This window comes from Aureisphaera sp., assembly GCF_059726885.1.
In genome coordinates, this window is the sequence record NZ_AP041051.1 from 1,640,224 (window position 1) to 1,654,969 (window position 14,746).

The following is a 14,746-nucleotide window of genomic DNA, read 5'->3' on the forward strand; positions in this document are numbered from 1 at the left end:
AATGTTAGGTGCATTGGATAGGGTAACTATTTGGTAGCAAACTAATTATAAAAACTAACAATTTTGAATACAAAAGCAAACCCCGATGAGCTTTACGATGCAATTGTCGTAGGTTCTGGAATTAGTGGTGGCTGGGCCGCTAAAGAACTTTGTGAAAATGGATTGAAAACCCTAGTGCTGGAACGAGGACGAATGGTCGAGCATGTAAAGGACTACCATACCATGAACATGGATCCTTGGGATTTTCCGTACAAAGGAAATTTACCCCTTAAGGAACAGCAAAAACAATTGAAACAAGGTCGTACGGGATATACTACCGATGAAGCCCACCGTCATTTCTTTGTGAATGATTTAAAGCATCCCTACAATGAAACCAAGCGATTCGATTGGATGCGTGGTTATCATGTGGGAGGACGTTCCATTATGTGGGGACGCCAGAGTTATCGTTTAAGCGATATCGATTTTGAAGCGAATAAAAAGGAAGGAATTGCGGTAGATTGGCCTGTGCGCTATGAAGATATTTCCCCTTGGTATGATAAAGTGGAAGAATTCATAGGTGTAAGTGGTGAAAACTTAGGGTTGGAACAATTGCCTGATGGAAAGTTTTGTCCACCTATGGAATTAAATTGCGCCGAGGAAGACTTAAAAGGGAAAATCGCCGATAACTATGAAGATGGCCGCCTACTAACTATTGGACGCGCTGCACATATTACAGGAACAGGAACCTATAAAGGCCAAGGACGTTCTGCCTGCCAATTCCGAAATCGCTGTATGCGGGGATGTCCTTTTGGAGGTTATTTCAGCAGTAACTCATCTACCTTGCCAACGGCACACGAAACGGGCAACCTTACCCTTCGTCCTAATTCTGTGGTAAGTCAAGTTATCTATAATGCCGAAACAGGAAAGGCGGATGGTGTCGAAATTATAGATGCAGAAACCAAGGAGAAAATTGTTTTTAAATCTAAAGTGGTTTTCCTATGTGCTTCTGCTATTGCCTCAGCGAGTATTTTAATGCAATCCAAAAGTGAGCGTTTCCCTAATGGAATGGGGAATGACTCTGGCGAACTGGGTCACAATATTATGGACCACCATTTTAAGGCGGGTGCTTGGGCAAATGTGCCAGGTTTTGAAGACAAACATTATAAAGGACGCCGACCCAATGGAATTTACATTCCTCGCTTTAGGAATATTGGAGGGGAAACAGATCAGAAAACATTTAAACGAGGTTACGGGTATCAAGGTGGTGCCAGTAGAAGTCGCTATAACGAAATCGTGGCAGAACTTGCCTATGGAGAGAAATTCAAAGAAGCTATAACAGAACCAGGAGCCTGGAGAATGTTACTTTTAGGTTTTGGGGAATGTCTTCCCTATCACGAAAATAAAATGACCTTGGATTATGACAAGCTTGATGAATGGGGCTTGCCCACGGTAACATTCGATGCTGAGTGGAAGGAAAACGAATATGAAATGCGAAAGGATATGGTGCAACAAGCCATAGATATGCTTGAGAAAGCTGGATATACCGATATAGAGCCTTGGGATGATCCTGGTGCACCTGGACTAGGAATCCATGAAATGGGAACTGCCCGAATGGGTCGCGATCCAAAGACTTCGGTACTGAACGGAAATAATCAGGTTCATACCGTTCCAAATGTATATGTTACCGATGGAGCCTTCATGACTTCAGCAAGTTGTGTGAATCCGTCACTTACTTATATGGCCTTTTCTGCAAGAGCGGCAAACCATGCTGCCAATCAAATTAAAAACGAAGCGTAATGAATAGAAGACAGTTAATAAAGAATTTAGGATACGGTGCAGGGGCTTTAGTGGTTACACCAACCGTAATGAGTTTATTGCAGAGCTGTAATAACGAACCAGAATTTATCCCTGTTTTTCTGAGCAAGGGTGAAGGACATGCTTTACGCGAAATTGTTACGCTCATCATTCCTAATGGAGATACGGTACCGGGTGCTCGTGAAGTAGGCGTGCATACCTTTATAGACGCTTTTTATAACGATGTGCTGGAACCCGAAGATCATGAAATGGTTCGATTAGGGTTCAAAACATTGGCCGACACTTATAGAGGTATGTTTACGAAGGAATTGGAGCAAGCAAAGCCAGAGGAACTTGACCAGCTATTGGCCAAATACCTTAAAACAGACAAGGAGACCCAAGAAGGCTATAACCGGAAAATGGGCGAATTCTATCAGGCATATGATACCGATAAAAGCGTGGTGCCAGATACCGATGCGGCCATGTTTTCACTGTTGGCCAACTTACGTGGAATGTCTATGTGGGCTTGGAAAAGCAGTGAGGAGATAGGTAAAAATGTGCTATGGTATGACCCGGTTCCAGGACAACAAAAAGGATGTATTCCTTTAAGTGAAGCTGGAAATGGTAAAGCGATGGCATTATAATTATACGAAATGAAAAGACGAGATTTTATACAAAAGGGAGCCTTAACGGGTTCCCTTTTATCATTAGGGGGCACTTCACTTGTTTCGGGTATGAATGTAGCCGCTTCCCAGCAAAAGCATAGCTTTAATTTGAAATACGCCCCTCATGATGGAATGTTCCAAGCACATGCCGGATCTGATATCTTAAGTCAGCTAAACTTTATGGCCGACCAAGGTTTTACTGCATTCGAGGATAATGAAATGCGCAACCGCTCAGTAGAACAACAGAAGGCAATTGCCAAGTTGATGGAGAAAAGAGGCTTACATATGGGTGTCTTCGTAGCTCATAAAATTTATTGGAAAGAACCCAATTTGGCAAGTGGTAAAGAATCATGGCGGGAAGAATTTTTGCAGGATATCCGAAACTCTGTTGAGGTAGCAAAAAGGGTACATGCAACTTGGATGACGGTTGTTCCTGGACATGTAGATTTACACTTGCATCCCGATTACCAAACCGCCAATGTAATTGAAACCTTGAAACAAGCCAGCGCTATTTTAGAGCCACATGGATTGGTTATGGTCTTGGAACCCCTCAATTTTAGAAATCATCCAGGCATGTTTTTGGCCGAGTCACCACATGCTTATCAAATCTGTAAGGCAGTAAACAGTCCTTCCTGTAAAATCCTTTTCGATATCTATCATCAGCAAATTCAAGAGGGGAATCTATTGCCGAACATAGAGGCCTGTTGGGACGAGATTGCCTATTTCCAAATTGGGGATAATCCAGGGCGGAAAGAGCCGACTACAGGTGAGATCAATTATCTAAATGTCTTCAAGTATATCCACGATCGTGGGTTTAAGGGGATAATGGGAATGGAACACGGAAACTCGGTGGAAGGAAAAGAAGGGGAATTAAAGGTGATTGATGCGTATAAAAAAGCCGATGATTTTCTGTAAAAACCATCGACCTTATACGAAATAACTAAAGTTTAAATTTTATTTACTCTACAATAAACTTTCCTTTCATTAACCCCGAATGTCCTGGGAAACTACAGACAAAGTCATAAGTGCCAGCTGCTGGCGCATCGAAAGTAATAGAAGTAGATTGGCCACCGCCTACCATTTTTGTGTGGGCAATGACATCTTGGCCATCATTTGGAATCCAGTCTTTGGGTTCTCCGGCATTGGCAGCTTCCAAGGCAAAAACAGGAATTTCAATACCTGGTTTTAAAAGCACAAAATTATGTCCCATTACCTTTAGGTCCATTTTTCCACTATGACGAAAATTAAGTGTTACTTTTTGTCCCGCCTTCACTTTGATTTCATTCTTGTCGAACTGCATCAAGTCGTTTCCGCTTAAAGCAATGGTTACACTGTTGGAATCGGACTTTTTCGTCTCTTTTTTCGTTCCTATTTTTACAGATTCTTCTTCTTTCTTTTTATCCCCTCCACAACTTACAATTGCTAAGGATAGTGCTAATAGATAGATAAACTGAAATCGCTTCATGTGTTTCGTTTTAGATTTTGTTTAAAAAACCGAGAGTTCGCTTCTCACTGTAATACGTAGAATTGGTTACATGAAATCCTACGTGCCCCCCGTGTTTTGGGGTTTCAAGATAGATGTTTTTTTGCTTTTCTGAAAGTGAAAAAGGATAGCAATCTTTTGAAAGAAAACTATCGTTTAAGGCATTTAAAATAAGTACAGGCACCTTTATATCGGGTAGAAAAGGAAGACTGCTGCATTTCTCATAGTAATCCCACGCATCTTTAAAGCCATGTGCGGGAGCCGTGTAAATGGTATCGAAATCGAGAAGGGATCGTACTTGTTTCAGCTTGTCCATGGTCATTTCTTGCGGAAAACTCATCATTTTTCGTTTGTATTTCGCGCGCAAGTCCTGTAAGAATGAGGTCCTGTACACCCAATTCTCCTTAGTTTCCAGAGCTTGTAAAGACCCTGCTAAATTTAATGGAGCTGAAACTGCGACACCTTTGGTAACAATTTTTGGGATCGTTGTTTCTTCACCGAGATATTTCAATAATAGGTTGCCGCCTAGACTAAAACCCACCAATGCAATCTCATTATAGCGATCTAGGGCAAGAATATGATCTATTAACGACTTGAGGTCGTCCGTTCTTCCAGAATTATAAGAAATATATAACCTGTTTTCTTCGCCGCTGCACCCCCTATGATTCATTGCGGCTACATCCCAACCATTTATGATGAGCTCCTTGGCGTGTCCTTTTATATAGACCCTCTGTGCATTTCCCTCCAGGCCATGTAATAGAATGGTGACCTTGTTTGCAGGCTCATTACTAAAGGACCAATCTATGTCTACAAAATCACCATCGGACAATTCCAGACGCTCACGTTGCTGAACGATCCTTGGAGAAGGACGAAGCTTTGCCGAGTATATGGTAGAAAAGTGCGTATTCCTAAAAAGACCATTTGCCTTATAGGGAGAAGATAGGTGTGGCATTTAGTACAATATATTGTCTTTGGGTTGTATTGGAGGAGGTAATTCTTCTTCATCCAACATATCCCTTAAATCAATTTCAATCGTTCTGCATAGAGCGGTCATTGGAACATCATTTATCCGCCCTTCGAAGGGGTCTTCGCTATTATCTCCAATCGCTTCCATTGTGGTGAAAATCCATGAAATAAGTATGGAAAAAGGGATCATGAGGAATAAATACCACCCTTTTAGGGAAGATCCTATTTCAAGAATATCCTTTTCAAAAACATCCAACATGCCAAAGGGTAAAAGGAGTACAAAAATCCAAGTGAACAATTTTGAAAAATACCCATACTGTCTAGGAAAAGGAGTGTTTTTTATGCGCTCACATTTTCCCTGTAGGTTGTAGAATTCTTCTAGAATACTTTGTAACTGATCTTCCTGAAACCCATCTATTATATTTTTTTCACGCAACATTTTCACTTCCAGCGCCTGATTTTTTATCAAATGTGTTGCAGGATTAACCCGTTTTTTGAGATCGGAAAATTCACGCATACTCACATATTGGTATGCCTCATTGCAGGAAATATTTCTCTCGGCATGTTTGTCGAATACTTTCTCGACCATTCTGTTTTCCTTTATGGCCCAACTTTTAGGCTGCCGCAGTTGCACACGAAGCGCATTGAGCCAAGCGATATGGCGATGAATAAGTTGTTGCTGCGTTTTTTTGTCCTCTTCTGGGGAATCACCATTTACAAAACTCAGTACTTGAATACCCCAAGTGCGACTGTAGTTAACAATACCACCCCAAATCTTCCTTCCTTCCCAGAAACGATCATAACTCTGGCTGTTTTTAAATCCAACATAAAAAGAAACTGCAATACCAATGACACTTAATGGCTGGAAAGGAATATCTATAAAGTCCCATCCTAGAAAGTAATAAATACAAAAGATAGCACCAGCATAGAACAAGAAAAAAAGGGCATTTTTCCAAGCATAACGAAGAATGAGTCCCCAGCCTATATTGCGTTTTATGTACATTTTTGGTAGTTTAATTTAGAAATTGAACCGATGCTTAAAAATACCGAATCTTTTAAAATGAAGAGCCCATTTGGTCAATTAATCACGGGTGATGATGAATGTACTTTTCGATGTTTCATTGAATGAATAATCATTAGCAGGGCGATAATTGCAAATATGCCACCTCCAATAACAAAAACAGCGGTGGTAATAGTTTCGAATAAAAGCCCACCTAGAATTAGTCCTATCATACTTGCCACACTACCCATACTATTTCCATAACCCTGAATCGCACCTTGCAATCTTTTGGTTCCAGTACTGCTTAGGATTGCCAAAAAGCTAGGCCACATTAAACCATTGCCAATAGAAAGCAATGTGTTCCCGGTATAAATGAAAATTAACTGTTTATTCATAAGTAATGTAAAGCCAATTGCCAGCAAAAGGGAACCGATTAAAATAAGTTGGTTGCTGCTATATGTGCCTGAAAGTTTAGAAAGTAAGGGTCCCTGAACTAGAATCATGATCAGACTCGAATAGGCAAGGAAAATACCGAGATCTACAGCGGTCCAATTCAATCCAGTACTAGCATAAATTGGTAGGCCAGCATAAAAGAGGCTAAAGGCCAAGAAGGTCAGGAAATAGATACTGTACAGTAAAGGAATGCCGTCGATTTTAAGAAGGTTTTTAAATCGAGAAGCGTTGTTGTCCGGAAAATCTTCCCTTCCTTCTTCATAACACTCTTTATGTTCGACTTGGAACATTCTCCGTATTGATTTTAGGGAAACACCCCCTGTGTCAACTACACATGGGTTACTTTCCTTTAGTTGAGTGCTAATTACAATGATGGCAATTAAAGAGATGATGGCCGCCAAAAGTACGGGTAATGACTCACCAAAAATAGTTGAAGCTAACAGACCGGCGACGGCAGGTCCCAACACGAATCCCAAACTGGTAGAAGCACCCATTTTTCCAAAGTTTTTTTTACGATCCTCGTCAGTGGAAATATCACTTAAATAGGCATTTGCCACCGAAACATTTCCACCGGTAAATCCGTCAAAAACACGAGCGATAAAAATAACAGCTAGGGGTAGAGTCATTACATAGTTCCCGGTCACTTCGGTATTTTGTTCCCAGAATGTAACTTCGGGTAGCATAAAGGCAAGTAAAAAAAGTAACCAGGCCGCAAAGGTTCCTGCTTGGGAAATAACCAACACTTTTTTTCGACCGATTTTATCCGAAAGTCGACCTAAAATGGGCGCGCCAATAAACTGAAAAAAGGGATACGTAGCACCCAAAAGACCATAGATAAAGCCATTGCCTCCCAAATCGGTTACGATAAAAATAAGAATTGGTACTACGATGCTGTATCCTAAAATTCCAATAAAATTAACCAGTAGAATGGGAAATATTTTCGCAGAAAAGAAGCCTCCTAGTTTCAAGTATCAAGTGTTTTCATAAAGATACAACTTCCTTTTCGTTAAGCTTTTGTAAAATAGTCAGCCGTTTGTAAATGGCTATTCTAATTGTTGTAAATTTAGGGTATGGAACTAAAGGGGAAAAAATGCGAGCATCTTAAGGCAATTTCGGAAATAAGAAAACCTAAAGTATTTCAATGCGACGAGTGCGTGGTATTGGGAGATACGTGGGTTCATTTACGTACGTGTCAGGAGTGTGGTACCACACTTTGTTGTGATAGTTCTCCTAATAAACATGCCAGCCAACATGCCGTGTCGCATAGTCATCCCGTAATTGCTTCGGCAGAACCCAAGGAATATTGGATGTGGTGCTACGTCGATAAAAAGATTGTAAAATATTAAATATGAAGGACCCAAGATTCCCAGAATTAAATGCAAGGCAAATCAATTTTCTTAAACCTTATGGAATCATAGAAGATTGTGAAGAAGGATCCAGGTTGTTTTCCTTAGGGGACCAAACCTATGACTTTTTTGTGGTTCTTAAAGGCCAAGTATCTATCATAGATCCTTACAATAATAACAAGAGTATTGTAGATCATGGAGAAAATGAATTCACGGGCGATAGCGGGATGCTTTCCAATCGGGGAGCCCAATTTCATGCAATAGCCGAAGCAAATACCAGGGTCTTGCGCATTACACCCGCTATGCTCAAAGAGGCCATAGCTAAGCACAGCGATATAAGCGATATGTTACTGCACGCTTTTTTGCTCCGTCAAGAAACAGTCTTGACAGAATTTACCGGAGGAATCAAGCTCGTTGGCTCTAGCAATTCTAGTTCGACATACGTCATTAGGGACTTTATGGAAAAGAATCACATTTGGCACAACTTTTTGGATATAGACACTTCTCAAGAAGCTGTAGACTTATTGGAAAATTTCAATATCAAAAAGGAAGACCTACCAATTCTTATTAATAGTGAGGCCAAAATTTGCCAAAACCCGTCTATAGATGAACTCGCAAGATATAGCGGCGTTCTTATGGATTTTGAGGACAAGGTGTTTGACCTACTTGTCATTGGTGCGGGTCCGGCAGGATTGGCGGCCAGCGTTTATGCTGCTTCAGAAGGCCTTAGTGTAGTTACGATAGACAGCAATGCACCTGGAGGACAGGCAGGGAAAAGCTCAAAAATTGAAAATTATCTTGGGTTTCCGACTGGAATTTCTGGAAACGATTTGGCCAACAGGGCCTATGTTCAAGCACAGAAATTCGGATGTAATATTTCTATTCCCCAAAAGGCTGAATGCATTGGGCATACGGGGAATCATTTTATTATTGGGGTAACCAATGGAAAACAGATTAAAACAAGGGCGATTATGGCTGCTACGGGGGCCAATTATCAAAGGCTACCCATAGAGAATATAGCACAATATGAAGGTAGCGGGGTATTTTATTCTGCAACAGGAATGAACGCCTCGGCCTGTAAGAATGAATTGGTAGGTGTTGTAGGAGGAGGAAATAGCGCAGGTCAGGCTGCACTGTTTTTGGCAGATCACGCTAAAGAAGTTCATGTGATCTTGAGGGGAGGAAATTTAGGGGCTAAAATGAGCGACTACCTCGTTCAGAGAATTGAGGCCGCACCTAATATTCATGTGCAATTGTATACGGAGGTAAGTGAGTTGCACGGAGAAGGTCATTTGGAGTCTATAAGACTATCGACTCCAGAAGGAAAAAAAGAGGTGGGTATTACCAATCTATTCACTTTTATAGGAGCAAGGCCTTGTACCGATTGGCTGGGCGATTTGGTAGCAACGGATGAGAAAGGATTTATTTATACCGGTCCTGCAATACAAGAAGAACATTTATCTAAATGTGCCATTTATGAGCAACGAAAACCTCAATCCCTAGAAACAAGCATTCCTGGATTCTTTGCCGTAGGTGATGTACGAAAAGGTTCGGTGAAGAGAGTTGCGTCCGCTGTGGGAGAAGGCTCTATGGCGGTAAGTCAGGTGCACCAATTTTTAGCTGAGATGCCCTCTGAAGTAACCTAAAACCTAAAATTTTATTAAAACGCTTTTCTGAAACGTTCGTTTCATTATATTTGTACTGCAATTAATAAGCATCATGCCAAGAAGCGAGGATTTTAATAGGGACGAAGTATTGGACAAGGCCAAGGATGTATTCTGGATGAAGGGATACAATGGCACTTCTATGCAGGATCTTGTGGATGCCATGGGGTTGAATCGTAGCAGTATCTATAATTCGTTTGGTAATAAGATGGAGTTGTACCAACAAAGCCTTAAGAAATACCAAGAAGAAAGCGGATGTCTTTTTGATAAGGTAAAAGAGAAAAACCGCAATGCGTTGGAATCTGTAGGGTTGGCATTTTTGTATCTCCTGGATGAAATGATACACGATAAACAGGATAAGGGCTGTATGCTAATTAATTGCTATACCGAAATGGGTAATCAAGACGAGCAATTGCGAACTATGCTCGAAGCCAATCAGTCGCGATTGCATGACACCTTTGTAGACTTGGTTGGACAGGGGCAGGAAGATGGGTCTATACGCAAGGATGAAAGTAGCGATGCCCTAGCCCATTATTTGGTAAGTGCCTTTCAGGGATTCAGAATTACCGGCTTGAATGTGCGTGACCCTAAAATTTTAAAGGGAATTATTCAAAACATACTAAAGACAATAGCTTAATATTTTTTTAACCTTTTTTGAAACGATCATTTCAAAATATAATTGAACACACATGAGAAAATTTGAAAACAAAACAGTAGTAGTAACGGGTGGCAATTCTGGTATAGGATTAGCAGCGGTAAAAGGATTTCTTAGGGAAGGGGCCAATGTGGTCTTTTCTGGAAGAAGACAGGAAGCTTTGGATGAAGTATCCAAGGAGCTGGAGGGCAATTTTAAGGCAGTATTGGCAGATCAGGCCAATCCAAATGACAATAAAAGATTAGTGGAAACGGCCGTAAATACCTTTGGGAAAATCGATGTGATATTTGCCAATGCGGGCGTTGCCCAATTTGCACCGGCGGATCAGATCGATGAAGACTTTTTCGATAACCAATTCAACATTAATATTAAAGGGCCCGCTTTTTTGGTAAAAGAGGCCATTCCAAACATTAATGAAGGAGGGAATATTATTTTTAATACTTCCATTGTTCATCAAAAAGGCTTCGAAGGCGCTGGGGTTTATAGTGCCACAAAAGGAGCTTTGCGCGCCTATGCACGGGTATTGACCAGCGAACTTGCACCAAGGAATATTCGCGTCAATTCCATTGCACCAGGCCCAATAGGGACACCTATATATAATAAAATGGATGGGATGACACAGGAACAAGTGCAGGAAATGGGAACTGCCTTTGCCGCAAACGTACCCTTAAAGCGCTTTGGGGAATCTAACGAAGTAGCCGAAGGCGTTTTGTTTTTGGCCAGCGATGAGGCTAGTTATGTAAACGGAATCGAATTGGAAATTGATGGCGGAATGAGCCAGATTTAGTATCAATTTTTCCTTTAATTATAAAATCTTCCCAATTTGGGGAGATTTTTTTGTTTAATTAGATACCGATCGGTATCTTTGAAACGTGAGAAATCCTGAAACTACAAAAAATACCATACTTAAAGAAAGCGCTAACCTTTTTAATACACAGGGTTACAAAGCTACTTCCATAAGTGATATCACCAAGGCTACGGGGTTGACCAAAGGTGCAATCTATCGGCATTTCGATAGTAAAAGTGACCTGGAGCAGGAAGCATTAAGAAGCTTAGGTAAGCTCATGTTTAACGAATTAGGGCAATCCATTCGTGAAGCTGGAACCTTTCAGTTAAAAATGGAAGCCATTTTCGGGTTCTTTGAAAAGTATATGGAAACACCGCTATATGAAGGAGGCTGTCCGCTTATGAATGCAGCAGTAGAGGCAGATGATACCAACACTGCTTTGCGACAGCAAGCTTATAATATGTTGGCTCAACTTAAAGCTTCGGTGGAACGATTGTTGGTAAATGGGGTAAAGAACAAACAGGTTCATCCCGAAATCGATACTGCACTCTACAGTACTATCATCATTGCTACCTTGGAAGGTGGAATAATGATGAGCAAGTTAGAGCGAAATAAAAAGGCCATTCTACAAACCATTTCCCATTTAAGAAAATTGGTAAGGGATATGTCCTTGTAAAATTTTTTAACCAATTTGATACCGATTGGTATCTTATGATAATGAAAAAGCTAATCACTCAATCCGTAGGTACGTTTATTAATGTAACTGCAGTATTATTCCCTAGATGGAATGCCGATTTTTCTTTCAATTTATTGTGTAAAGTTAAGCGTGTGGGTATTTCTGAAAAAGGAAAGGAATTTTTTGAAGAAGCCGAGCAAACCTATTTGAATGTAGATGGTCATTCTTCGGTGCTACATAGATGGGGTAATGGTCCTAAAAAGGTACTTTTTTTACATGGATGGTTAAGCAACTCCCAGCGTTGGCGAAACTTTGTGGAACATATTGATTTAAACGACTACACGGTGTTTGCAGTCGATGCCCCTGGCCATGGATTGGCCAAAGGGGAATACCTTAATTTGGAGGTTTATCGTAAATCCCTTCAGGAGGCGATACACCATACGGGTGCTATAGATACCCTGGTGTGCCATTCGTTAGGTAGTTTAGCTACCGCCTATGCTAGGCTGGAAGACCCAGAACTGCCCGTAAGAAAGTATGTCATCACAGGCGCGCCGTCAGGCATGGATGCTATCTTTGTATACTTTGAAGATTTGCTGGGTTTATCCAAAAAAGCCATGGAAAATTTAGAGGGGAAAATCAATGAAATATTGAAATTGCCCCATAATAAAGTCTCTATGAAGCATTTCTTCAATGAAATAGAGAACCCGCTATTAATTGTTCATGAGAGAACCGATAGGATAACACCTTTCAAATCCATAGAACAGGCAATTAACGGTAACAAAAGAGTAAAGACTTATTTTACCGAGGGGAATGATCATAATTTGAAGACCCCAGATGTCATTGAAAAAGTAATAACGTTTATAAAGAACTAAAATGTATTTTAAAGAATTCGATATTCGTTGGTCCGACTTAGATGCCAATCGTCATTTGGCCAATAGTGCCTACATCAATTTTATGAGCCACACACGTATGGGCTTTTTGATCGAACATGGGATTAGTCAAAAGGTCATGGCCAAATATGATATGGGGCCAGTGGTATTCAATGAAAATGTGTACTATTTTAAAGAGATCTTCCAGGGCCAACCCATAAAAGTAAGTTTTCAATTGGGAGGTATGAGCGAAGACGGAATGTTCTTCAGGTTTGTTCACAATTTCTACGATCCAAAAGGTCGTAATTTGGCTTTTTGCGATATGCTAGGAGGGTGGATGGATCTTAAAGCGCGAAAATTAACACCACTTCCAGGAGATATGCTTCCGTTATTGGAAAAGGCACCAAAAACAGATGATTTCAAGGTTTTAACAAAAATGGATATGCGGCAATCGGGTCGTATGCCCAAGGACCTAACATAAAAAAAACCTCCCTACTGGGAGGTCACTTATTATCCTTCTTTAGGAACATCGTAGAAAAACTGTTCCCGTACAATTTTACCGTCACCTACGGTATACACACTAATTTCGGACATTTTGTTACGCTGCCCACTGGGCTTGTGGGTTACATCGATCTCATGTCTAACACTAAACCAATTGTCTGCAATAATGGGATCGCTCATGTGACTACTGTGCATTTCAAAAGTTTCACGCCACCATTCCCCTTTTTTTGCCACTTCTTCCATTCCTCGCGCAACTGGATTTTCGGAACTGCCTTCGGGTTCTATACTTACAATTTCCGGACTGTAAAGTTCATGATAACACTTCTCTTCTTGGCCGCTGTTACACCACGCTACAAGCTTGCTTGCAATTTCTTCTGTATTCATTGTGAAAGGTTTTAATTAGTTTCCTAAAGTTAGGGATATTTGAAGGGATATACATTAGCGGAGTGTTAATCCTATATTAAAAAGTAGACAAGTCTGTCTGTTTTTAAAAAAAGCCTTTATATTTGCCCTGTGAAACACTCAGAGGTTAGAAATACCATTGTAAGGACGGCTTCCTCATTATTCTACGAAAAGGGATATAATCTTACAGGAATTAATGAGATTATTGCAGAGGCAGGTATTGCCAAGGCGACACTATATAATCACTTTTCGTCTAAGGAAGATATTTGTGTGGCGTATATCCAGTATAAAAATCAGGTGTTTTTACATGAAATAGGGGTATACTGTTACGCAAAACCGAAAGGGGATAAACAACTATTGGCCATTTTCGACTTTCTACTGCAATTTTTTCGCAGTGACGGTTTTTATGGTTGCTGGTGCTTGAACACGGTTTCCGAAATTCCCAGTGATAATAAGAAGATCTTGGTGGAGATTCAAAAGGAGAAAGGTGAGTTCATGAGGTTTATTGAAAAGTTGGTGGCAACTAATAGAAGTGATGTACAGCAAAAGGATGTGGTTAGCCTTTCCAAGCAATTGTATTTATTGTACGAAGGTGCCGTGGCCGAAAGTCATTTGCATAAAAAGGATTGGCCCATCCGCATGGCGCGCGATATGGCCATGCAATTATTGAAGTAAAAAATTTTAATTAAAAAAAGACAGACCTGTCTGTCTAATTCAATCTTTAAAAATTCATAATATGAAAGAATTCAAAAACAAAGTAGCTGTCATTGTAGGTGGCACAAGTGGTATCGGAAATGCCACAGCAACACAATTATTAGATCAAGGTACCACGGTGATTATTGTGGGAAGAAATCCAGACAAAGTGCAGGATCAACCTAATTTAATCAAAATAAAGTCAGATATAACCAATGCCAATGATCTGCAGGAGCTCATTGTAAAAATTGATTCCTTAGATCGTGTAGACTATCTGGTAAATGCATCCGGAATTTTTGGGCCCAAGCCTTTTCTCGAGCATACGGTCTCCGACTATGACTCTTACCTGGATCTAAACCGTGGTTTTTTCTTTCTTACACAGGCAACGGCCCGTAAAATGAAAGACTTAGGTGGTGGAGCCATTGTAAACGTGGGTTCTATGTGGGCCAAACAGGCCGTGAAAGCAACCCCTTCCTCTGCATACTCTATGCAAAAATCTGGGTTGCATACCTTAACGCAGCATTTGGCGATGGAACTGGCTGATCACAATATTCGGGTGAACGCCGTTTCTCCGGCTGTCGTTTCCACTCCGGTATATCACGGGGTATTTGGCGGCAAGGAAGAGGCTGAAAAGGCTTTGGAAGGCTTCCACGACTTTCATCCTATTGGTCGCAATGGAAGTCCAGATGATGTTGCCAATAGCATTTTATTTCTGTTATCGGATAAAACATCTTGGGTTACCGGTGCCATATGGGACACGGATGGCGGTGTTATTGCGGGTAGAAATTAAAGTAACAAAGTGATATCTTAATT

The 14,746-nt window shown here is 40.7% G+C and carries 17 protein-coding genes; 12 read left to right on the forward strand and 5 right to left on the reverse strand.

What is annotated here, in order from left to right; all coding sequences use genetic code 11:
• The first annotated feature begins 63 nt into the window (after positions 1-63).
• The 3 genes from AC6JAD_RS07225 to AC6JAD_RS07235 are packed head-to-tail and all read left to right on the forward strand — an operon-like array spanning position 64 to position 3,353.
• Entirely contained in the window at positions 64-1,776 is a 1,713-nt protein-coding gene (locus tag AC6JAD_RS07225; RefSeq protein WP_461305328.1) for a GMC oxidoreductase, read from the forward strand.
• The gene (locus AC6JAD_RS07230; protein WP_461305327.1) at positions 1,776-2,417 is read left to right on the forward strand and encodes a gluconate 2-dehydrogenase subunit 3 family protein; all 642 of its coding nucleotides are present in this window, start codon (positions 1,776-1,778) and stop codon (positions 2,415-2,417) included. Before AC6JAD_RS07225 ends, AC6JAD_RS07230 begins: the two co-directional genes overlap by 1 nt.
• Positions 2,418-2,426: 9 nt before the next feature.
• The gene (locus AC6JAD_RS07235; protein WP_461305326.1) at positions 2,427-3,353 is read left to right on the forward strand and encodes a hydroxypyruvate isomerase family protein; all 927 of its coding nucleotides are present in this window, start codon (positions 2,427-2,429) and stop codon (positions 3,351-3,353) included.
• 43 nt (positions 3,354-3,396) lie between these two features.
• Here AC6JAD_RS07235 and azu read toward each other — a convergent pair whose 3' ends face one another.
• The 4 genes from azu to AC6JAD_RS07255 all read right to left on the reverse strand — a co-directional run bounded on the left by azu (position 3,397) and on the right by AC6JAD_RS07255 (position 7,308).
• Entirely contained in the window at positions 3,397-3,903 is a 507-nt protein-coding gene (gene azu, locus AC6JAD_RS07240) for an azurin (protein ID WP_461305325.1), read from the reverse strand.
• 10 nt (positions 3,904-3,913) lie between these two features.
• Entirely contained in the window at positions 3,914-4,873 is a 960-nt protein-coding gene (locus AC6JAD_RS07245) for a YheT family hydrolase (protein ID WP_461305324.1), read from the reverse strand.
• Positions 4,874-5,890, reverse strand: a complete 1,017-nt coding sequence (locus AC6JAD_RS07250; protein WP_461305323.1) for a bestrophin family protein — start codon at positions 5,888-5,890, stop codon at positions 4,874-4,876. It abuts the gene before it with no gap.
• Positions 5,891-5,964: 74 nt separating this feature from the next.
• Positions 5,965-7,308: an MFS transporter gene (locus tag AC6JAD_RS07255; RefSeq protein ID WP_461305322.1), complete on the reverse strand. Its 1,344-nt coding sequence runs from the start codon at positions 7,306-7,308 to the stop codon at positions 5,965-5,967.
• A gap of 102 nt (positions 7,309-7,410) precedes the next feature.
• Between AC6JAD_RS07255 and AC6JAD_RS07260 the strand changes: the two genes are divergently transcribed.
• From AC6JAD_RS07260 to AC6JAD_RS07290, 7 genes are all read left to right on the forward strand, one after another.
• On the forward strand, positions 7,411-7,686 hold the full coding sequence (locus AC6JAD_RS07260; RefSeq protein ID WP_461305321.1) for a UBP-type zinc finger domain-containing protein: 276 nt from the start codon (positions 7,411-7,413) through the stop codon (positions 7,684-7,686).
• Between the two features lie 2 nt (positions 7,687-7,688).
• Positions 7,689-9,332: an FAD-dependent oxidoreductase gene (locus AC6JAD_RS07265; RefSeq protein ID WP_461305320.1), complete on the forward strand. Its 1,644-nt coding sequence runs from the start codon at positions 7,689-7,691 to the stop codon at positions 9,330-9,332.
• A gap of 73 nt (positions 9,333-9,405) precedes the next feature.
• Positions 9,406-9,987, forward strand: coding sequence for a TetR/AcrR family transcriptional regulator (locus tag AC6JAD_RS07270; RefSeq protein WP_461305319.1), 582 nt, complete (start codon positions 9,406-9,408; stop codon positions 9,985-9,987).
• A 52-nt stretch (positions 9,988-10,039) separates the two neighbouring features.
• Entirely contained in the window at positions 10,040-10,792 is a 753-nt protein-coding gene (locus tag AC6JAD_RS07275) for an SDR family oxidoreductase (protein WP_461305318.1), read from the forward strand.
• An 85-nt stretch (positions 10,793-10,877) separates the two neighbouring features.
• A complete protein-coding gene (locus tag AC6JAD_RS07280; protein WP_461305317.1) occupies positions 10,878-11,468 on the forward strand; it encodes a TetR/AcrR family transcriptional regulator in 591 nt (196 codons plus the stop codon).
• Positions 11,469-11,509: 41 nt separating this feature from the next.
• On the forward strand, positions 11,510-12,340 hold the full coding sequence (locus AC6JAD_RS07285; protein ID WP_461305316.1) for an alpha/beta hydrolase: 831 nt from the start codon (positions 11,510-11,512) through the stop codon (positions 12,338-12,340).
• Between the two features lies 1 nt (position 12,341).
• On the forward strand, positions 12,342-12,818 hold the full coding sequence (locus tag AC6JAD_RS07290) for an acyl-CoA thioesterase (RefSeq protein ID WP_461305315.1): 477 nt from the start codon (positions 12,342-12,344) through the stop codon (positions 12,816-12,818).
• Positions 12,819-12,847: 29 nt separating this feature from the next.
• Here AC6JAD_RS07290 and AC6JAD_RS07295 read toward each other — a convergent pair whose 3' ends face one another.
• Entirely contained in the window at positions 12,848-13,222 is a 375-nt protein-coding gene (locus AC6JAD_RS07295) for a SnoaL-like domain-containing protein (protein WP_461305314.1), read from the reverse strand.
• A 129-nt stretch (positions 13,223-13,351) separates the two neighbouring features.
• Here AC6JAD_RS07295 and AC6JAD_RS07300 point away from each other — a divergent pair, with 129 nt between their 5' ends.
• Both AC6JAD_RS07300 and AC6JAD_RS07305 read left to right on the forward strand, forming a co-directional pair.
• A complete protein-coding gene (locus tag AC6JAD_RS07300) occupies positions 13,352-13,915 on the forward strand; it encodes a TetR/AcrR family transcriptional regulator (RefSeq protein WP_461305313.1) in 564 nt (187 codons plus the stop codon).
• Positions 13,916-13,976: 61 nt separating this feature from the next.
• Positions 13,977-14,723 carry an SDR family NAD(P)-dependent oxidoreductase gene (locus AC6JAD_RS07305; protein WP_461305312.1) on the forward strand — a complete coding sequence of 249 codons (747 nt, stop codon included), beginning with the start codon at positions 13,977-13,979 and terminating at the stop codon, positions 14,721-14,723.
• Positions 14,724-14,746 lie beyond the last annotated feature (23 nt).